General features: G+C 66.5%; 13 protein-coding genes, 2 tRNA genes and 1 pseudogene. 9 read left to right on the forward strand and 7 right to left on the reverse strand.

Annotated features, from left to right (window positions below):
• Positions 1-9: 9 nt before the first annotated feature.
• The 3 genes and pseudogenes from DFJ66_RS44550 to DFJ66_RS29300 all read left to right on the forward strand — a co-directional run.
• A pseudogene (locus DFJ66_RS44550) lies at positions 10-693 on the forward strand (endonuclease I family protein); the annotation flags it as partial.
• Positions 694-799: 106 nt separating this feature from the next.
• Positions 800-1,882, forward strand: coding sequence for a serine hydrolase domain-containing protein (locus tag DFJ66_RS29295; RefSeq protein ID WP_246029950.1), 1,083 nt, complete (start codon positions 800-802; stop codon positions 1,880-1,882).
• An 87-nt stretch (positions 1,883-1,969) separates the two neighbouring features.
• Positions 1,970-3,862 (forward strand): acyl-CoA dehydrogenase family protein, encoded by a 1,893-nt coding sequence (locus tag DFJ66_RS29300; protein WP_121225808.1) that lies wholly within the window; start codon positions 1,970-1,972, stop codon positions 3,860-3,862.
• Positions 3,863-4,132: 270 nt separating this feature from the next.
• Here DFJ66_RS29300 and DFJ66_RS29305 read toward each other — a convergent pair whose 3' ends face one another.
• Positions 4,133-5,308 (reverse strand): ROK family transcriptional regulator, encoded by a 1,176-nt coding sequence (locus DFJ66_RS29305; protein ID WP_246029951.1) that lies wholly within the window; start codon positions 5,306-5,308, stop codon positions 4,133-4,135.
• Positions 5,309-5,447: 139 nt separating this feature from the next.
• Between DFJ66_RS29305 and DFJ66_RS29310 the strand changes: the two genes are divergently transcribed.
• Complete coding sequence (locus DFJ66_RS29310; RefSeq protein WP_121225810.1) at positions 5,448-9,710, forward strand: GH92 family glycosyl hydrolase; 4,263 nt, start codon at positions 5,448-5,450, stop codon at positions 9,708-9,710.
• Positions 9,711-9,718: 8 nt separating this feature from the next.
• Here DFJ66_RS29310 and DFJ66_RS29315 read toward each other — a convergent pair whose 3' ends face one another.
• Positions 9,719-10,627 (reverse strand): cation diffusion facilitator family transporter, encoded by a 909-nt coding sequence (locus DFJ66_RS29315; protein ID WP_121231906.1) that lies wholly within the window; start codon positions 10,625-10,627, stop codon positions 9,719-9,721.
• 114 nt (positions 10,628-10,741) lie between these two features.
• On the opposite strand from DFJ66_RS29315, the gene DFJ66_RS29320 reads away from it, so the two are divergent.
• Both DFJ66_RS29320 and DFJ66_RS42260 read left to right on the forward strand, forming a co-directional pair.
• A tRNA-Arg gene (locus DFJ66_RS29320) sits at positions 10,742-10,813 on the forward strand.
• Positions 10,814-11,330: 517 nt separating this feature from the next.
• Positions 11,331-12,095, forward strand: coding sequence for a hypothetical protein (locus DFJ66_RS42260; RefSeq protein WP_147459388.1), 765 nt, complete (start codon positions 11,331-11,333; stop codon positions 12,093-12,095).
• Positions 12,096-12,101: 6 nt separating this feature from the next.
• On the opposite strand, the gene DFJ66_RS42265 is transcribed toward DFJ66_RS42260, so the two are convergent.
• The 3 genes from DFJ66_RS42265 to DFJ66_RS42270 form a co-directional block, all read right to left on the reverse strand.
• The gene (locus tag DFJ66_RS42265) at positions 12,102-13,466 is read right to left on the reverse strand and encodes a hypothetical protein (protein WP_147459389.1); all 1,365 of its coding nucleotides are present in this window, start codon (positions 13,464-13,466) and stop codon (positions 12,102-12,104) included.
• A 10-nt stretch (positions 13,467-13,476) separates the two neighbouring features.
• On the reverse strand, positions 13,477-14,334 hold the full coding sequence (locus DFJ66_RS29325) for a serine/threonine-protein kinase (RefSeq protein WP_121225812.1): 858 nt from the start codon (positions 14,332-14,334) through the stop codon (positions 13,477-13,479).
• A 218-nt stretch (positions 14,335-14,552) separates the two neighbouring features.
• Entirely contained in the window at positions 14,553-14,759 is a 207-nt protein-coding gene (locus tag DFJ66_RS42270; protein WP_147459390.1) for a hypothetical protein, read from the reverse strand.
• 812 nt (positions 14,760-15,571) lie between these two features.
• Here DFJ66_RS42270 and DFJ66_RS43035 point away from each other — a divergent pair.
• A tRNA-Arg gene (locus tag DFJ66_RS43035) sits at positions 15,572-15,629 on the forward strand.
• A 259-nt stretch (positions 15,630-15,888) separates the two neighbouring features.
• On the opposite strand, the gene DFJ66_RS29330 is transcribed toward DFJ66_RS43035, so the two are convergent.
• Both DFJ66_RS29330 and DFJ66_RS29335 read right to left on the reverse strand, forming a co-directional pair.
• On the reverse strand, positions 15,889-16,080 hold the full coding sequence (locus tag DFJ66_RS29330) for a hypothetical protein (protein ID WP_121225814.1): 192 nt from the start codon (positions 16,078-16,080) through the stop codon (positions 15,889-15,891).
• Entirely contained in the window at positions 16,077-16,529 is a 453-nt protein-coding gene (locus DFJ66_RS29335; RefSeq protein ID WP_211351364.1) for a MerR family transcriptional regulator, read from the reverse strand. The genes DFJ66_RS29330 and DFJ66_RS29335 overlap by 4 nt, the downstream gene beginning before the upstream one ends.
• Positions 16,530-16,857: 328 nt before the next feature.
• Here DFJ66_RS29335 and DFJ66_RS29340 point away from each other — a divergent pair, with 328 nt between their 5' ends.
• Both DFJ66_RS29340 and DFJ66_RS29345 read left to right on the forward strand, forming a co-directional pair.
• The gene (locus tag DFJ66_RS29340; RefSeq protein ID WP_121225816.1) at positions 16,858-18,597 is read left to right on the forward strand and encodes a glycoside hydrolase family 3 protein; all 1,740 of its coding nucleotides are present in this window, start codon (positions 16,858-16,860) and stop codon (positions 18,595-18,597) included.
• A gap of 180 nt (positions 18,598-18,777) precedes the next feature.
• Entirely contained in the window at positions 18,778-19,941 is a 1,164-nt protein-coding gene (locus DFJ66_RS29345) for a serine hydrolase domain-containing protein (RefSeq protein ID WP_147459391.1), read from the forward strand.
• Positions 19,942-19,997: the final 56 nt, after the last annotated feature.

The following is a 19,997-nucleotide window of genomic DNA, read 5'->3' on the forward strand; positions in this document are numbered from 1 at the left end:
CCGCCGACCGACGACTACTACCGCAACGCCGTCGGCAAGACCGGGTCCGCGCTCAAGACCGCGCTGAACCAGATCATCCGCACCAACACCAAGCTGTCGTACGACCAGGTGTGGGAGGCGCTGAAGGTCACCGACCAGGACCCGAACAACCCGGCGAACGTCATCCTGCTCTACAGCGGCCGGTCGCAGAGCAAGACGCTCAACGGCGGTGACGTCAACGACTGGAACCGCGAGCACGTCTGGGCCAAGTCCCACGGCGACTTCGGCACCGCCACCGGCCCCGGCACCGACCTGCACCACCTGCGGCCCGAGGACGTGACGGTCAACGCCGACCGCGGCAACAAGGACTTCGACACCGGCGGCACCGCGGCGGCCGAAGCGCCCGGCAACTACACCGACAGCGACTCGTGGGAGCCGCGCAACGCGGTCAAGGGCGATGTCGCGCGCATGTTGTTCTACATGGCCGTCCGCTACGACGGCACCGACGGCTTCGCCGACCTGGAGCTGAACAACAACGTCAACAACGGCACCGCGCCCTACCACGGCCGGCTGTCGGTGCTGCTCCAGTGGCACCAGCAGGACCCGCCGGACACCTTCGAACAGCGCCGCAACCAGGTCATCTACGACACCTACCAGCACAACCGCAACCCGTTCATCGACCACCCGGAGTGGGTGGCCTCGATCTGGGGCTGACCGCCCGGCCGGCGGCGCGGGCACGTTCCGCGCCGCCGGCTGTCATCTGTTCCTCATGCGCCCTTCGCGAGGCTCGGGACGTCCCGACACGATGAGGGGAGCACTCGTGCAACGCCTGTCCTTGGTGGCCCTGGTCGCCGCTTTATGCATCACCCCGGCGGTCGCCCACGCTCAAACGGCCGTCGATCCGCAAGCCGCGCTCGACTCGTACCGCACCACCGCCGGCGGCCCCGGCGCAGCGCTCCTGACCCACGACCGCACCCTGCGCAGCGGGTCGGCGAGCATCACCGAGAACCGGCCCATCGGCCCGGACGACCGGTTCCGCGCCGCCAGCCAGACCAAGACGTTCACCGCCGTCGCCGTGCTCCAGCTCGTCGACGACGGCCGGATCGACCTCGACGCGACCGTCGAGCGCTACCTGCCCGGCGTGGTCACCGGAAACGGCCACGACGGCGCCAAGATCACCGTCCGCCAGGTGCTCCAGCAGACCAGCGGCATCACGTCGAACACCGGCAGCCCGCAGCCCCAGGCCGACGGCACCTACACCCTGCGCGAGCTGGTCCGCGCCGGTCTCACCACCCCGCCGCGCAACGCGCCCGGTACCGCGTTCGAGTACTCCAACACCAACTTCGCACTGGCCGGCCTGCTGGTCGAGCAGGTCACCGGCCGGCCGGTCGGTGACGTCCTGACCGACCGGATCATCACCCCGCTCGGCCTGACCCGCACCGAGTACCCGCGCACCCGGTCGATGGCGGCCCCGTTCGTCCCCGGCTACGCGGGCGCGCGCTTCGGCCCGTTCTTCTTCTGGCTGGACCGCACCGACTCGGTGGAACCCTCGTTCGTCGCCTCCGCGGGCGCGATCGTGTCGTCCCAGCGGGACCTGGCGACCTTCCAGCGGGCGATCCTCGACGGGCGGCTCCTGTCCGCGAACACCCTGCGCGAGATGCGCACGACGGTCCCCATGCCCGGCGTCGCCGCCGACTCGCACTACGGCCTGGGCCTTTGGCGGCTCGCGCTGACCTGCGGCGGCGAGGCGTGGGGCCACTTCGGTGACCTGACCTCCGGCCACTCGTCGGGCACGTTCGCCACCGACGACGGCCGCGTGGCGGCGCTGGTCACCAACACGATCGTCTTCAGCGAGCCGTCCACCACGCGCATCCAGGTGATCGACGCGGCCCTCTGCGCCTGACCCCCGGCCGGAGCCGGGTTTCCCGTCACCCGGATGGGGCTACCCGCCGGTAGTAACGTGGGAAGCCCGGCTCCAGGGAGGTCCGTGATGACCGCAGTGGACCCCGACCGGCACGTGGACGAGCGCGTCGCGCGCAAGGTCGCCGAGCAGGCGCGCGAGACGCGGTGGAAGCACCCGAGCTTCGGCAAGGAGCTGTTCCTCGGGCACTTCCGGCTCGACCTGATCCACCCCCACCCCTCCGGTTCCGCCGACGACCGCGAGCGCGGCGAGGAGTTCCTCGGCGAGCTGCGCGAGTTCTGCGAGACCATCGACGGCGCGGCGATCGAGCGCGACGCCCGCATCCCCGACGACGTCCTGGTCGGCTTGAAGCGGCTGGGCGCGTTCGGCATGAAGATCAAGCCCGAGTACGGCGGCCTGGGCCTGTCCCAGGTGTACTACAACCGCGCGCTGATGCTGGTCGGCTCGGCCAACCCGGCGTTGAGCGCGATGCTGTCCGCGCACCAGTCCATCGGCGTGCCGCAGCCGCTGGCGCTGTTCGGCACCGACGAGCAGAAGCGGGAGTACCTGCCCCGGTGCGCGGCGGGGGAGATCAGCGCGTTCCTGCTCACCGAGCCGGACGTCGGCAGCGACCCCGCCCGCCTGGGCACCACCGCCACCCCCGTGGACGGCGGGTACGTGCTCAACGGCGTGAAGCTGTGGACCACGAACGGTGTCGTCGCGGACCTGCTGGTCGTGATGGCGCAGGTGCCGGGCAAGGGCATCACGGCGTTCGTGGTCGAGGGCGACTCGCCGGGCATCACCGTGGAGAACCGCAACGAGTTCCTCGGCCTGCGCGGCTTGGAGAACGGCGTGACCCGGTTCCACGAGGTCCACGTGCCCGAGTCCAACCGGATCGGCGCGGAGGGGGCGGGCCTGAAGATCGCCCTGACGACCCTGAACACCGGCAGGCTGTCCTTGCCGGCGCTGTGCGCGGGTGCGGCCAAGTGGTGCCTCAAGATCGCCCGCGAGTGGTCGTCGGAGCGGGTGCAGTGGGGGTTGCCGGTCGGCAAGCACGAGGCCATCGCGGGCAAGATCGCCTTCATCGCGGCGACCGCGTACGCGCTGGAGGCCGTGCTGGACCTGGCCAGTGAACTGGCCGACGCGGGCCGGCACGACATCCGCATCGAGGCGGCGCTGGCCAAGCTGTACGGGTCGGAGATGGCGTGGCTGGTGGCCGACGAGCTCGTGCAGCTGCGGGGCGGGCGCGGGTACGAGACGGCGGAGTCGATGGCCCGGCGCGGCGAGCGGGGGGTGCCGGCCGAGCAGTTGCTGCGGGACCTGCGGATCAACCGGATCTTCGAGGGTTCCACGGAGATCATGCACCTGCTCATCGCCCGCGAGGCCGTGGACGCGCACCTGGCCGTGGCCGGCGACATCATCGACCCCGAGGCGGACAACCGGGCGAAGGCACGCGCGGTGGCGCGGGCGGGTGGGTTCTACGCGAAGTGGCTGCCGACGCTGGTGGTGGGGCGCGGCCAGGTCCCCAAGGCCTACGGAGAGTTTGGTCCACTCGCGACGCACCTGCGGTTCGTGGAGCGGTCGAGCCGGAAGCTGGCGCGGCAGACGTTCTACGCGATGTCCCGGTGGCAGGGTCGGATGGAGCGCAAGCAGCGGTTCCTGGCCCGGGTGGTGGACATCGGGGCGGAGCTGTTCGCCATCAGCGCCTCGTGCGTGAAGGCGGCGGCGGACGGCGACCGGGCGGTGGAACTGGCGGACGCTTTCGCGAAGCAGTCTCGCGTTCGGGTGGACGAGCTGTTCGAGCGCTTGTGGACGAACGCCGACGACTCGGACGCGGTGCTGGCGAAGCACGTGCTGGAGGGTCGGTTCACGTGGCTGGAGGAGGGCGTGCTGGACGCTTCCTCGCCCGGTCCGTGGATCGCGGACTCGACACACCACGCCTCGACGGCCGAGAACGTCCACCGCCCGACCCCGAGGCCCTGACCGCGCGCCGGCCCTGAGCCGTAGGGCGGCGGCTCAGGGCGGGGTGCACGGTCCGTTGCCACACGGGACAGGTGTTTGCGGGCGCGGCACCTGCCCCGTGTAACGGCCGGATGGGGACCACGTCCCCCGTACTCCCCGTCCGACTCCCCTTTGCAACAACGGAAGGACACACACCCTCCAGGAGGAGGTGTGGTAACGCTATGCCACTACTGGCGAGTTCACACCTACGACAATTGAGTGAATTACCAGGTGAGGGCCACTCGACTACTCTCAGAGAGTAACGGTCCCGCGCCGGTCGAACACAAGATCGCGGGCCGCCGCCAAGCCCATCGCGACGGCTCCGCTCAACACCGCGCCATCGCCCAACTCGCCGGCCACGATCCGCGGGGTCAACGGCGTCAACCGCGCCAGCGCCGCCTCCAGCGGTGGCCCGAGCAGCTCCGCGTTGCCGCCGATCCCACCACCCAGCACCACCAGCTCCGGGTCGATCACCGCCGCCACGGACGCCACCACGAACGCCAGCCGCTCGGCCTCGTCCCGCACCACGTCCAACGCCCGCGTGTCACCACCCCGCGCCAACGCGAACACGTCCCGAGCCGACTTCACCCCGCCCAACCCCTGGCACCGCGCCGAAGCCACCACCGACTCCGCCGCCACGGCCGACTCCAGCCGCCCGCGCGTGCTGTCCACATCGGACGGATACGGCAGGTACCCGACCTCCCCGGCGGCACCGTGCGCCCCGCGGAACAACCGGCCGTCCACCACGATCCCCATGCCGATCCCGGTCCCGACCGTCACGCACACGAACACGTCGACGCCGCGCCCGGCGCCGTACGTGTGCTCGCCGACCGCCGCCAGGTTCGCGTCGTTCTCCACCACCAGGTCCGGCCCGAGCGAGGTCTCCAGCTCGTCCAGCAGCCCCGGCCGCTCCCACCCGGGCAGGTTCGGCGCGTGGTGCAGGGTCCGGTCGCGCGGCACACCGGGCGTCCCCACGACCTTCACCACCAGGTCGGACAGCGACAACCCCGCGTCGGACACCGTCCGCACCGCCAGGTCCCGCACCGTCCGCACCAGGGCGCCCGCCGTCCGGCACCGGTTGCGCTCGTCGACCCGCGCGATCACCGACCCCGCCAGGTCCGCCACGGCCACCCGGATGCGCTGCCGCCCGATGTCCACGCCCAGCACGTGCCCGGCCGCCGGGTTCACCTCGTACACCATCGCCGACCGCCCCGGCCCGGCCGTCGTGCGGCCGATGGGGCGCACCAGCCGGTGCTGCTCCAGGTCCAGCAACGCCTGGCCCACGGTCGGTTTGGACAGTCCGGTGTCCTTCGCGATCTGCGGCCGGGTCGCCGGGCCGCCGCGCCGCAACCGGTCCAGCACCGCCCGCTGGTTCAGCACGCGCATGCCCGCGGGGGTGCCCACCTGGGGGGACTTCCGGACCGTCACAGCGAGTGAGTCTAGATCGGGTGGAGCAACAACCGGACAGGCTTGTGGACAAGCCGGGCGATCAACCTTGACAACGATGTCAGCGGCCCGATTCCCTGACCGGCGAGTTCGGCCGGCACCAAGGCGAGAGGCGTGCGCGATGAGGCACATGCGAAGTCGGAGATCCCTGGTCATCCTGTTGACCGCTGCGCTGGCCGCGGGGTCCGTGGGAGGCTGGTCGCACGCGACCGCCGCACCGGGGGAGCCAGCCGTGAGCGAGACCCTGTTCGCCACGTCGTTCGAGGACGGGCAGCCGCAGCCCAAGTGGGCGAGCACCGTGGAGACGGGCCCCGACGGCACCCCGAAGACCGCCGGCGTCAACGGTTCCGACTCGACCGGCATCCCCGGCAACGTCACCGACCGGATCGTCGACGTCGCCGCCAACTCCGAGTACGTGGAAGCCGGTGAGGTCAAGGAGAACCTCGTCGACGGCAACACCGCGTCCAAGTGGCTGACCTTCACCCGCACCGGCTGGGTCCGCTTCACCTTCGCCGAACCGGTGGCGGTCCAGCGGTACGCGCTGACCTCCGCCAACGACGCCCCCGAGCGCGACCCGCGCGACTGGACCCTGCGCGGCTCCAACGACGGCACGACGTGGACGGCGCTGGACACCCGCGCCGGCGAGGCGTTCACCGAGCGCTTCCAGACCAAGACCTACGACACCGCCAACACGACGGCGTTCCGCCTCTACCAACTCGACATCAGCGCGAACTACGGCGGCGTCGGCCTGATCCAGCTCGCCGAGGTCCAGTTCAGCGACGGCTCCACCACCCCGCCCGCGCAGAACATGCGCACCACCGTCGGCAAGGGCGCCAACGGCGGGTACAACGCGAAGGCGGGCATGGGCTTCACCGGCGTGAAGGCGTTGCGGTACCAGGGAACGCACGTTGCGGAGGGTCGGGGCTACTCGTACAACAAGGTCTTCGAGGTCGACATCTCCGTCACGGAGACCACCGAGCTGTCCTACCTGGTGTTCCCGTCGTTCATCACCGACGACCTGAACTACCCGAGCACGTACGCGGCGATCGACCTCGCCTTCTCGGACGGCACCTACCTGTCCGACCTCGGGGCGCGCGACCAGCACGGGTTCGAGCTGTCCCCGCGCGGCCAGGGCGCGGCGAAGTCGTTGTACACCAACCAGTGGAACCGGGTCGCGTCGGTGATCGGGTCCGTCGCGGCGGGCAAGACGATCAAGCGCGTCCTCGTGGCGTACGACAACCCGCGCGGACCGGCGTCCTTCAGCGGCTGGTTCGACGACATCGCCGTGAAGTCCGCGCCCGCGACCGTCGCCAAGCCGCGCCCGACCGACCACGTCCTGACCACCCGTGGCACCAACTCCAGCGGCAGCTTCTCTCGCGGCAACAACTTCCCGGCCACGGCCGTGCCGCACGGGTTCAACTTCTGGTCGCCGATGACCAACGCCGGCTCGATCAGCTGGCTGTACGAGTACGCCAAGGCCAACAACCGGGACAACCTGCCGACGCTCCAAGCGTTCACCGCGAGCCACGAGCCCAGCCCGTGGATGGGTGACCGGCAGACGTTCCAGGTGATGCCGTCCACCGGCACGCCCACCGCCGACCGGGCGATGCGCGCGCTGCCGTTCAGGCACGAGAACGAAACCGCGCAAGCCCACTACTACGGCGTGAAGTTCGAGAACGGGATGCGCGCGGAGATCGCGCCGACCGACCACGCCGCTGTGTTCCGCTTCACCTTCACCGGCGACAGCTCGAACCTGGTGTTCGACAACGTCAACAACAGCGGTGGGCTGACGCTGGACGCCGCTTCCGGAGTGGTGACGGGGTTCTCGGACGTCAAGAGCGGCCTGTCGACCGGTGCTACCAGGTTGTTCGTGTACGGCAAGGTGAACCGGCCGGTGACGGGCAGCGGGCGGTTGACCGGCGTCGGCCGGGACAACGTGGCCGGCTACCTCCAGTTCGACACGTCGTCGGACAAGGCCGTCGAGCTGCGCATCGCCACGTCGTTGCTGGGCGTCGAGCAGGCGCGGCGCAACCTGGAGCTGGAGGTGTCCACTTCGGACACGTTCGAGTCGGTGCGCGACCGTGCCCAGCAGGCGTGGGACAAGGTGCTGGGCATGATCGAGGTCGAGGGGGCGACCGAGGACCAGCTCACCACGCTGTACTCCAACCTGTACCGGCTGTACCTGTACCCGAACTCGGGCTTCGAGAACGTCGGCACGGCTTCGGAACCGAAGTACCAGTACGCCTCCCCGGTGCAGTCGGCCGGCCCGTCGACGCCGACGAAGACCGGCGCGAAGGTCGTGGACGGCAAGATCTACGTCAACAACGGGTTCTGGGACACCTACCGCACCACCTGGCCCGCCTACAGCCTGTTCACACCGCGCAAGGCCGGCGAGCTGGCGGACGGGTTCGTGCAGCAGTACCGGGACGGCGGCTGGATCTCCCGCTGGTCCTCGCCCGGGTACGCCAACCTGATGACCGGCACCAGCTCGGACGTGGCCTTCGCGGACGCCTTCGTCAAGGGCGTCAAGGACTTCGACGCCAAGGCGGCCTTCGAGGCGGCGGTGAAGAACGCGACCGTCGCGCCGCCGAACGCGGGCGTGGGCCGCAAGGGCTTGGACACCTCGATCTTCACCGGCTACACGTCCACCGCGACCGGCGAGGGCATGTCGTGGGCGATCGAGGGTTACGTCAACGACTACGGCATCGCGAACATGGCGCGTGAGCTGTACCAGCAGACCGGTGACGCGGAGTACCTGGCGCAGAGCGAGTACTTCGCCAACCGCGCGCAGAACTACGTCCACATGTTCGACCCGAACACCGGCTTCTTCCAGGGCCGCAACCCCGACGGCACCTGGCGTGCCCCGGCCTCGGAGTACGACCCGCGCGAGTGGGGCCACGACTACACCGAGACCGACGGCTGGAACATGGCGTTCTCGGTGCCGCACGACGGCCAGGGCCTGGCGAACCTGTACGGCGGTCGGGCCGGGCTGGCGTCGAAGCTGGACGAGTTCTTCGCCACGCCCGAGACCGCGAAGTTCCCCGGCTCGTACGGCGGCGTCATCCACGAGATGACCGAGGCGCGGGACGTGCGGATGGGGCAGCTGGGGCACAGCAACCAGGTGTCCCACCACATCACCTACATGTACGACTACGCAGGGCAGCCGTGGAAGACGCAGGAGAAGGTGCGCGAGATCCTGTCGCGGCTCTACCTCGGCAGCGAGATCGGGCAGGGCTACCCGGGTGACGAGGACAACGGCGAGCAGTCGGCGTGGTGGCTGTTCAGCGCGCTGGGCTTCTACCCGTTGCAGATGGGCAACTCCACGTACGCCATCGGCTCGCCGCTGTTCAAGAAGGCGACCGTGCACCTGGAGAACGGCTCCACGCTGGTGGTGAACGCGCCGGCGAACAGCGCGCGCAACATCTACGTGCAGTCGTTGAAGGTCAACGGGAAGGCGTGGGACAAGGCTTACCTGCCGCACTCGGCCATCGCTGCCGGCGGCACGCTGGACTTCGAGATGGGCGCCTCGCCGTCGTCGTGGGCCACCGGGGCGGACGCCGCGCCGCCGTCGCTGACCAGCGGGAACGAGCCGCCCAAGCCCCTGCGGGACGTCACTTCCCTTGGTTCCGTGTCCGGTGCTCCGGCTTCGGTCCTGGACAACACGTCCCAGACCTCCGGCAGCCTGTCGTGGTTGCAGGTGGACCTGAAGGACAAGAAGGAGAAGGTCGAGTTCTACACGCTGACGTCGGGCAAGGGCTCCGGCGACCCGTCGTCGTGGGTGCTGAAGGGCTCGTACGACGGCAAGTCCTGGTCCACGGTGGACGAGCGCACTGGGGTGGTGTTCGCCCACCGGCAGCAGACGCGGGCGTTCAAGATCGCTCGGGCCGGGCACTACCAGTACTACCGGCTCGAGTTCCCGGGCGCGGTGACGGTCGCCGAGGTCGAGCTGCTGGCCAAGCCGTTCGTTACCTGCACGTCCACGATCACCGGCGAGCACGCCGGGCCGCTGCGGGTCGAGGGTGCGGTGTGCGTCGACGGCGGTTCGGTCACCGGCCCGGTGACGGTGGCCGCGGGTGCGTCGCTGTACGTGTTCGGCGGTCGGTTGGAAGGTCCGCTGACGGCGTCCGGGGCGGCTTCCGTGGTGCTGGTGGAGGCCACGGTGGGCGGCCCGGTGAGCGTGACCGGCGCTACCGGTGAGGTGTCACTGGAGCGGACGTCGGTCGGCGGCCCGGTCAACCTGGTCGGCAACCGCGGCGGCACGGTGGTCGCCGGCAACACCGTCGGCGGACCGCTGTCCTGCGGGACCAGCACCCCGCCCCCGGTCGACAACGGCTGGCCGAACGACGTACGAGGCCCGAAGTCCGGCCAGTGCTCCGCGTTCTAGGCGGTTGATCACCAGGAGATTTCGCGGCACCGCTGCGCGGAGTCTCCTGGTTCGACCTGGAGCGTGGCGTGCTCGATGTGGTACCGGTCGGCCAGCAGCGCCTGGGCGGCCTGGAGCACCTGGGTCGGGTCGGCGTCGCGGCAGGTCGTGAGGTGGGCGGAGGCGACCTCCATGCCGGAGGTGAGCGTCCAGACGTGCAGGTCGTGGGCCTCCTCGACACCGGGGAGGCCCCCCAGGTCGGTCTGCATGGCGGCGACGTCGACCCGTTCGGGCGCGTGCTGGAACAGGATCCGCAGCGCCCCCGCGGCCAGCTTCCACGTCCGGGGGAGCACGAAGAGCCCGATCGCGACACCCATGATCGGGTCCGCGTACCGCCACCCGAAGAGGAGGGTCACCGCGCCACTGACGAGCACCCCGACCGACCCGATGAGGTCGGCCAACACCTCCAGGTAGGCGCCCCTCACGTTGATGCTGTCCTTGGCGCCGTCACGCAGCATGAAGAACGAGACGAGGTTCGCCGCCAACCCGGCAGCCGCCGCAAGCACCACCGGCAACCCGGGCACCTCCGGCGGGTCCCCGAACCGCCCGACGGCCTCGACCACCACGTACCCGGCGACCCCGAACAGCAACACAGCGTTGGCCAACGCCGCCAACACCTCAGCCCGGTACATCCCGAACGTGCGACTGCCGGCCACCTTCGCCCGCCGGGCGAGCAGGATCGCCGCCAGTGCCATCCCGACACCCAGGACGTCGGTGAGCATGTGGGCGGCATCGGAGATCAGCGCAAGCGATTGCGTGGCGATGCCAACACCGAACTCGACCACCATGAACGCCGCGCCGACACCAAACGCGACCCACAACCTCCCAAGGTGCTGCGCCCCAGCACTCACCGCCCCGTGCCCGTGCCCGTGACCCATGGAACGGAACATATAGTCACATGCGCATGAGTGCAACCGGAGCCGGCCCGCACCCAGGGGGAGGGGGTGCAAACCCACTCCCAAACCCCTGCTAAGCTTCCACCCGTAGCTACGGCCCCCGTAGCTCAGGGGATAGAGCACCGCCCTCCGGAGGCGGGTGCGCAGGTTCGAATCCTGCCGGGGGCACTCAGTGTGAGCAGTACGAAAAGGCCCTTGACCAGCGCGAACGCGGTCAAAGGCCTTACTCGTCTGTCCGGCTGTGTCCGGTGAAGAGGTGTGCCGCTCGATCCATCGCAGCGCCGCGGCGATCTTCGCCGGTTGGTCCGGGTCGTTGCGGCGGTTGGTGTTGAGCGCCCATCGGCCCGGCGCGGCTCGCATGAGCTTGTCGTCCGGCTTACCCCGGTCGGTGGTGGAAAGGGCGGCTGAAACAGCCGTCAACGCCTCAGCGTTCGTGCGGCCGGAACTCTCCCACCTGGCAAAGACCTCATGTCGTGCCACCGACACCGATCCGTGAGAGTAGCTACTGGCACTTATTAATCTTCCTGTGCAGAACCATCCAAATGGGTGGCAAGTCTTGAAAAAGTCCGCAAATGCTATACGACTACCTTCCAAATCGACTAGAGTGCTCATCGTGACAACGACCGTACGCCACCGGGGTCTTCCATCGCAGCGTGTAAACAGCGGATTCGTACGAGAAGCGGACATGCTTGCACCGCTGCGTGACGCACGCGACGAGGTAATCGCAGAATTCACGCGCACGAAGCATGACATTGCTTGGGCCACGCTGTTCGAACTATCCGTTGTCCCGTACGGTATTGCTGATGTCGTCCATGTTGCCGTCGATCAAGAAGTTGTCGAGGAACGTCGCGCCCTTGGCGCTAGCCCTATAACCGATCATCATGAGCTAACGCTGTTCATGATCCTGCAGCATTCGAGACATGACGGTTACCGAGCTCGTGAGATAGCAGTCCGGGCAGGCATGAGCGTCGAAGGCTTACGCAGAGGTCCGCTAGCGCGCCTTACTGCCGCTGGTCACGTTGAGCGACTATCGGGGCATATCTATCGCCCAACTTGGCGCTATCGAACCGCCATATGCGCCCTCGTTGCTATTGAGGTAAAACGCACCGATTGGCGACGCGCAGCGCAGCAAGCCCTACGCTACACCACTTTTGCCGATCGCACCTATCTCGCGCTTGAATCGGCAACCGCACAGCGTGCATTGCTACATCCCGAACTAATAGCGACAACTCGAGTTGGATTGATTCAAGTAGAACCGTCGACTCTCCGTGTCAAAAAAATTAAGAATGCGCCCTCACCTGGCGACCGTTTGCGCAAATTTGAGAGACTACGAGCCGCTGAGGCAGCATTCCTCCTGATTGACTCGGGCAAGGTTTCAGGACCCATATTGCCGGTGTTCGGTAAGACGCATACAACATCTACTGGAGTCGACCCTAGATCCCTCTCCTGAGTTGGATTACATCAGAGACTTAAGCCAAATCGGCAAATGCACCGGGCGAGACTCCGAACTGTAGATCACTCTTTTTGCTGAGATGTCGGCAAAGTTGATGGCGTCTTGTATCACCGATAAGACATGGCTGGCAGGGTTGATGGAAGCCTTGCTCGCCCTATATACGTTGGCCGCGAGTTTCGCCAGCACAGATACGTGGTGCTGAGCTTGAATTGATTTCCAAGGTGTTCCAGAGTTGCTCTTCGAACAGTAGACGCAGGAACAGTCGACGTGTTCCGGCAGCATTTTCAACTGCTGATGTTCCGTTTGCAGAATAGTATGAAGTAGTTGCGTCTCCAGATACCGCGGCTTTGGAGTTGCAGCCGGCCCGGACGGACGTTGCTGAGAAAAGGCTCTATCACCACTACTCACACCGGTACCGAAGCCTGCAGAACCCCATGCTAACGTCATCCATCCAGTCAGATCGCTTTCAGGAAGAAAAATCCTTACACCTTCCTCCTGCGCGGTTTGACATAGTTCACGATAACCTTCCAGTAGTTCGAGGTCCAGTGGATGCCCGTGGGTGGTTCCGAGCATCGACCACAGCACTCGAACATAAAAAGTGCTGTACTCAGATTCAACTACCCACTGCAGCAGCTTGTCTCGCAATGATTCCTGCGCCAACCAGTCGCGAGCTAGTGTGAAGTTGACAGCCATATTCTCATCGGAGTTCAACACCTGGGCGACATAATCAGCATGAGAAAATGCCATGTCGAGTTCTGCGGAGGGATCCACAGAAGGCATCCACCTCCCAGGAGTCAAGAACATATTGGCGCCTGCTATGCGTTGTGCTTCAACGACTGAGTTCACCCATCCAGCCACTTCACTTTGAGAAGCGCCCGGTATGTGCTGTTGGAACTCCCACCTTTGCGACCGAGCTGATAGAGAACGGCGCCCGGGAACTTGATCGAAGAAAACGAATGCCATCGGATCAGCGATCCGGACGACCGCAGCGTCACAGCTGTCAAGATACCTGCTCCGATCCGCAGGGTTCAGCCGGGTTAATGAGGCTACGGAGCCGAGTGCAACGTCATTACCTTCAGCACGTTTGAGCGCACGAAGCAACGGCGGAATCCACGCGCTGTTACCATGTGGTCGATGCACAATCAGTACCGGTTCACTGCCATTATGGCCGTAGTCTGGAGCCGGTATATTTTGTCCACCCTCTTCTACTTCACTTTCTCGCCAGTCTAGCGTCGCAATTAGATCCTCTTCGTCCAGATCCGCGAGATCACTCCACGGATCCGAGTCCTCCACCACCTCCTCATTTGACAAGTCCGATTCGCTGGACATTGACGATTGCGCCCACCAAGGTAAACTCGGGTCGGTCACTCTAATCCCCTCATGCGACTTCGTTCAATCTTTTTAGCAGACGAGAAGGAACACTTCGTTGATGCGGCTTAGGTGAGGTAAGCTTCTCAAGCACAGCTACTAGTGAATCGGGCACCTCTGATGGAAAACCAATTTTTAGACGTTCTTGACGTGCAGCTAACTGTTCGGCAGCGTGCTCAATGTCGTCGAAAGTGTCATCAGGGGCTATATATGGATGCCTACCGGTGAATGCTTCGACTACTACAATTCCTACCGCATACAAGTCGGCAGCCAACCGAGCTTTTTCGCCACGTAACTGCTCCGGGGCCATATAAGGAAGGGTGCCGATAAAGCCGGGATAACGAGTCATCGTGGAGGCGTCTAGCGGGCGAGCCAAGCCCAGGTCCAGGATGACCGGCTCAGAAAACGACCCATCGCGGAGAGCAATGTTATGAGGTTTGATGTCTCGGTGGACCACTTCTCCTTCGTGTAGCGCCTGGACACCTTCAAGCAGGCCGCGCAGCAAAGCTACGATCTCATCACGGTTCGGCCTTTGACCGACTTGGATGAAGTGAGCAAGATCCCCGCCATGGACATACTCGAACTGCAAAACTGGACGTGACTTTCCGCCCACCTCAAGCTCGTTCCGACGATAAAGTCGCACAACTCGAGGGCTTGAAACTCGCGACAGGCCAGCTATTTCGCGCTCAAGACGCTGGGCTGAATAGCCGTCTTTGAAAATGATCTTACATGCAGTTTCAGTGCCATCTCTATGGCGTACCCACCAAGTCTCACCAAACGCGCCTGTTCCTAGGTGTCTAACATCTTCCCGACCTACTGCAAATGCCTGAGCAATATCGTCGATCTCATAACGCCGGCGGTCCATCATTCGAACCCCTTCCTAGCCCACGGTGACGGAATGCGACACCTCCATCTGGCGCGGACGAGGTCCGCCAGGGTCGGCCACGGTCGTAACTACCACCTACAGGCACTGCAAGCAAGCCGTTGACTCGTATGGCCTAACCGGAAGGCTGACTCCGCACATCGGAACTCACGGGCTCGAAGATAACGGGTTGAGTCATGCTGGATTGAGGCGCGACTCTATGATCACCTCTCCCGACAATCTTCGTTTTGTAGGGAGTCGGTATGCTCGCGGCGGATGAAGAGGTCGGCAAGTTCAATACGGGGTACGCCACCTGTCAGGTCTTTCTTGCAACGATGCTGCGGCGGGAGTCGCAACGGGCAGTTCCAAGGTGACTGCCCAACACAGAGCACCAGCAGGTCGACCATCACTACGGCGGTCAGGGTCGCCACGGTCTATCACCATGCGCGGCATGGGCTCTAGCGGTGTGCGCGCCGTGGCTGAAGTCGGTAGCGGCATGGGCGCGGGACCATTGGGCTGTTCGTCGGGCGCGGGGTGGGGTAACCGCGGGGGAGCGGCACGGTCCTTGGGCATGTCCGAATCATCGGTGGTCGCTGCGGCCGCGTTTCCTAAGGGTGCCTGTCAGTCCGCGCGGCTTGCATCGAACAGGGGTTCCGGCGGGTGTCGGTGCCGAGTGTGCACCGGATGTGTCTGTACCGAGAGCTGTAAGCGCTGGTCAGACGTGGTACAGGCGAGTGAAAGTCCATCGCGCTTGTTGCTTGTCCCACAAAGCGGCAGCAGTCGCCTTCCCGAGGTGGACCCTGTCCCAGGTGTCTCGCCACATCCCTGACCAGCGGTCCTGAGTGAAGACGGCCCACAGAATCACTGTCCCACCTGACCCGCTTCGCCATGCTGACCCCGGAACGCTGTAACAGCAGGAGGGTTGAAGGGTCCTCCTTAGCTTTACACGCTTGCCTGCGTTCGACCCCGGCGTTCACAGCAGTGGGGCGGCCCAATCTCTGCGCAGGGCTCTACACGTAGCACTGAGACGGTCGCAGAGTGGCGCGCGAGCCGCAGTTGATGTCTTACCCTCGGAGCAGAGCAAGCGATGGTTACCACGCCGCCCTGCACCCCAACTGTTATAGCCGCTGGTGCTTGACTCGCCGGTACCCAACAGTCGGTACGACGCCGACCTGGGCCAAATACGGGCCAAAGTAGCCCCTAAGGGCAAGATCACTTTGCTGTTTATGCTGGTAGAGTGCTCGGCGCAGTAGTCGCACCGCCCTCCGAGGGCGGGTGCGCAGGTTCGAATCCTGCCGGGGCTCACACAACACAGGCAACATCCACGGTCGCCGGTTGGCCCCCTCGAAGACACCTACAAGGTGTGAGTGCCAACCAGCCGATTTTCGATGGCGGCCCTTAACCGGCGCTTTCTGCCGCCTGCTGCGTGCACGACCCGCCCAAATCGCGACATAGGGGTGTGGTTGGCTTGTCAGCCCTGGTAGAGCCAGATCCAGTTGCCCTTGGGTCTCTGACGGCCGCGCTGCGGGGCATGCCCTGGCGGTCTCGTGGGGCGACGACCTAGGTGGCTCCGGCGGCCAGGGCGCGCGAGTGTCGAACGTCCAGGTCGTCGACGAGGAGGCCAAAGGTCGTGGGGCCTGGCCGGTCGGTGTCGATGGTGTCGGCGCTCAGGTGGAGTCGGAAGAAGCCGTCTCGGCCGTACTCGCCGAACATGAACGTCGAGTGTTCCGTGTCGTCGGTGCGGCGGATCACCTCGTAACGCAGGTCGAACGCTGCTGGTAGAACGCGATCGACTTGGCGAGGTCATCCACGGCAATGGTGATTTGGACCGGCCGGCACCCCGACAGGGGAGCGGACATGGTGAACCCTTCCTCCAGGAGGCGATCTACGTTGTCGATCTGGGCGGTGAGCAGACCACGGGTGCGCAGCAGTCGCTGGCGGTGGTCGGCCAGCACCGGACCCGCCTGACCGGTTTCGGCCAGTACCTGTCGGATCTCCTCGATGGGCAGGTCGATCCAGCGCAGTTCACGGATCAGGTGGGCGAGCCGGATCTGGTCGCGCCCGTAACGGCGGTAGCCGGTCTGCGGGTCGGTGTGGGCTGGGACCAGCAGGCTGACGTCGTCGTAGTGGCGCAGCGTGTGGATCGACAACCCCGTCAGCCGGGCGAACCGCCCGATCGTCATCAGCTCCGCGTCACCCACATGGCCACTGTGCCGTCTCGCCCGATCGGAGAGTCAACATCCCCTCCAACGACCGCTCGTCCCGCAGAAGCGGACGTCTGCGGCCATTTGTGCCAAATGCGTGTCAAAGTTCCAGCCAGGCGCGGACAATGGTGATCTCTGTGCTGGGAGCGCTCCCAGAAGTGAGGGGAAGTCCTTGTCACGAGTACGAGTCAGGGTCGCACTTGCCGTGTTGGTCCTGGCAGTTGCCGCGTTGTCCTCCGCCTCGGCCTGGCCGCCTGAGGGCTCGCCCGACTACCTCGATCCGCACCGGCCGGTGGCACAGCGTGTCGCCGATCTGCTGGGACGCATGACGTTGGCCGAGAAGGTCGGGCAGATGACTCAGGCCGAGCGCAGCGCGGTGGACGGCGATCCCGAGCTGATCACCAGGCTCGGACTTGGGTCCGTGTTGTCCGGCGGCGGCTCGGGGCCTGCCTCGAACACCCCGCAGGGCTGGGCCGACATGGTCGATCGGTACCAGGAACGGGCGCTCGCGACGCGGCTGCGGATCCCGTTGCTCTACGGCGTCGACTCCGTGCACGGCAACAACAACCTCGTCGGCGCCACGATCTTCCCGCACAACATCGCCCTCGGCGCCACCCGTGACCCCGACCTCGCGCGCGAGATCGGGCACATCACCGCGACCGAGACCAGGGCCGCCGGGCCGCAGTGGGTCTTCGCGCCCTGTCTGTGCGTCACCCGGGACGAACGCTGGGGCCGCACCTACGAAAGCTTCGGCGAGACCGCCGAGTTGGTGCAGCGGATGGAAACCGTCATCGACGGACTCCAGGGCACGACACCTCAGGACCTCGCGGGACCGGACCGCGTTCTGGCCACGGCCAAGCACTTCGCGGGTGATGGCGACACGACCTACGGCACCTCCACCGTGGGCACGCTCGACCGCGGTGTCACGATCACCGACTGGGAGCACTTCGAGCAGGTGGACCTGGCGCCCTACGCCACCGCCGTCGAACGGCACCGCATCGGCAGCATCATGCCGTCGTTCTCCAGCGTCCAGTGGACCGACAGGCCCGGCAGCGCACCGACCCGGATCAGCGGCAGCGGCGAACTGCTCACCGGCGTGCTCAAGGAGAAGATCGGCTTCGACGGCTTCCTGATCAGCGACTGGGAGGCCATCCACGACCTGCCGGGCGACTACCCCGAGCAGGTGCGCACCGCGGTCAACGCCGGCATGGACATGGTCATGGAACCGTCCACCGCGCCCGAGTTCGCGCAAACGCTCATCGCCGAGGTCGAGGCCGGGCGAGTGCCGACGACCCGCATCGACGACGCCGTGAGCCGCATCCTGACCGCGAAGTTCCGGCTCGGCCTGTTCGAACACCCCTACACCGACCGCACCCACATCGACACCATCGGCTCGGCCGCACACCGCGCCGTGGCCCGCCGTGCCGTCGCGCGGTCGCAGGTGCTGCTCAAGAACGACCACCAGGTCCTGCCGTTGGACCGGAACCGACACGTCTACGTCGCGGGCGTCAACGCCGACGACCTCGGCAACCAGGCCGGCGGCTGGACCGTGACCTGGCAGGGGCAGTCGGGCAACACCGCCTTCCCCGGGACCACGATCGTGGACGGCATCCGTCAGCACGCCGCACAGGTGACCTACAGCGCGGACGCCTCCGCGCCCATGACCGGTGCGGACGTCGGTGTCGTCGTCATCGGGGAGACCCCCTACGCCGAGTTCTTCGGCGACGTGGGCACCCACGACCGCACGCTCGGTCTCTCCACCGCCGATCGGGCCACCATCCACAAGGTGTGCGGCACGATCGAGGTCTGCGTGGTCCTGGACGTCGCCGGACGGCCGCAGGTCATCACCGACGAACTGCCCGAGATCGACGCCTTCGTCATGTCCTGGCTGCCCGGGGGTGAAGGCGCCGGCGTGGCCGATCCCCTGTTCGGCTCCGCGCCCTACACCGGGCAGCTCCCGGTGAGCTGGCCGCGCACCGAGCAGCAGGAACCGGTCAACGTCGGCGATCGCGACTACGACCCCCTGTTCCCCTACGGCCACGGCCTCACCACCCACGACCGGTAGTCGTTCGAAAGCGGATGCCGCGGGGGCCGTGGAGATACATGGTTCGACCCCCCAAGTTCACCCCCAAGTTCCGGCCCTCGTTCTTTGAGGGTGTCTCCCTCATGCCTCGGGGTGGGCTCGGCCGCGAGAGTTGTCCCATCGCCGCCGGAGGGGCCGGCGGCGGAACAAGGGGAGACAGTGATGAGGATCAAGAGGGGAAGCTTGGTCGCGGGGGCGGTTGCCGCGTTGTTGGCCGTGGGGGCGGGGTCGGCGCAGGCGGACCTGGGGGCGCCTTCGACGTTGGCGGAGGTGGACACCGCCAAGGCCGCGCAGTACCTGCACTCGTCGCTGAACGGCAAGGCCATGGGCTACGCGTTCGCGATCGCCGAGGACGGCCTGCTGGCGCAGAAGGGCTCGGACGGCACCGCTCGGGTGGACAAGGGCACGTCGTTCACCCCGAACAGCCGGATCGAGATCGCCAGCGCGACCAAGAACGTGGTGGCGGCGGCGTTGTTGAAGGTGACGGAGGCGGCGGGGCTCACGCCGGACGCGCTGATCTGGCCGTACCTGCCGCCGGACATGCGCTCCACCGCGACCGCGGGGTGGCAGAGCGTGAAGATCAAGGACATCCTCGGCCACACCTCGGGGCTCGGCCAGTTCATCGGCAGCCAGCCCAAGTCCGAGCAGGACAAGATGAACGCCCGCTACGACGGCATCAAGTACGCCATGTCCGTCGCCCCCGTGGGCACGGGCCAGGCCTACGACTACGAGAACGAGAACTACGCCGTCGCACGGGTCGTCCTCACCCGGCTGTGGTACTTGACCGAGACGGACCCGAGCGTGGGTGTGCCGCAGTGGATCCAGCCCGGTGGTGCGCCGTGGTCGCTGGCCTACATCAACCGCTACCTGTTCAAGCCGGCCGGGATCGCCGCGGTGGACTGCCTGTCCGCCGACCCGCAGAACGACGCGCTCGGCCACATGACCCGCACCTCGCAGACCGGCAACCTGCTGGAGATGTCCGGTGTGGCCTACGAGGCCTGCGCGAGCTACCGCGGCCTGCGGATGTCGGCGATCGACCTGGTCCGCTGGCAGGTCTACCTGCGGCACGGCACGATCGTCTCGCAGCAGGTGCGCCTGTGGATGGACACCGTCGAGACCGGCGCGAAGGGTCTGGGCTGGACCTACGTGGCCAACGGCACCCGCGCCCACGGCGGTGACTACAACAACACCCTCGGCCGCGTGGTGACCTGCCACGGCAAGTTCACCGACAACGTCGAGGCCTCCCTGGTCGTCAACAGCGGCATCGACGGTGGAGCCAACCCGTGCTCCCTCCTGGCCGCCGCGATCCAGTACGCGAGCAGCTGACCCCCACACCCTCGACGGCGGTGCCGGTTCCCCGGCATCGCCGTCGAGCGGCGTTG

The organism is Saccharothrix variisporea (assembly GCF_003634995.1).
In the GTDB taxonomy this organism is placed as follows: Bacteria; Actinomycetota; Actinomycetes; order Mycobacteriales; family Pseudonocardiaceae; genus Actinosynnema; species Actinosynnema variisporeum.

Excerpts from the sequence above, each read along its gene's own strand:
- DFJ66_RS29300 (WP_121225808.1), top strand. The coding sequence starts at position 1,970 with ATGACCGCAGTGGACCCCGACCGGCACGTGGACGAGCGCGTCGCGCGC.
- DFJ66_RS29310 (WP_121225810.1), top strand. The coding sequence starts at position 5,448 with ATGAGGCACATGCGAAGTCGGAGATCCCTGGTCATCCTGTTGACCGCT.
- DFJ66_RS29315 (WP_121231906.1), bottom strand. The coding sequence starts at position 10,627 with ATGGGTCACGGGCACGGGCACGGGGCGGTGAGTGCTGGGGCGCAGCAC.
- DFJ66_RS42260 (WP_147459388.1), top strand. The coding sequence starts at position 11,331 with ATGCTTGCACCGCTGCGTGACGCACGCGACGAGGTAATCGCAGAATTC.
- DFJ66_RS29325 (WP_121225812.1), bottom strand. The coding sequence starts at position 14,334 with ATGATGGACCGCCGGCGTTATGAGATCGACGATATTGCTCAGGCATTT.
- DFJ66_RS29340 (WP_121225816.1), top strand. The coding sequence starts at position 16,858 with ATGACGTTGGCCGAGAAGGTCGGGCAGATGACTCAGGCCGAGCGCAGC.
- DFJ66_RS29345 (WP_147459391.1), top strand. The coding sequence starts at position 18,778 with ATGAGGATCAAGAGGGGAAGCTTGGTCGCGGGGGCGGTTGCCGCGTTG.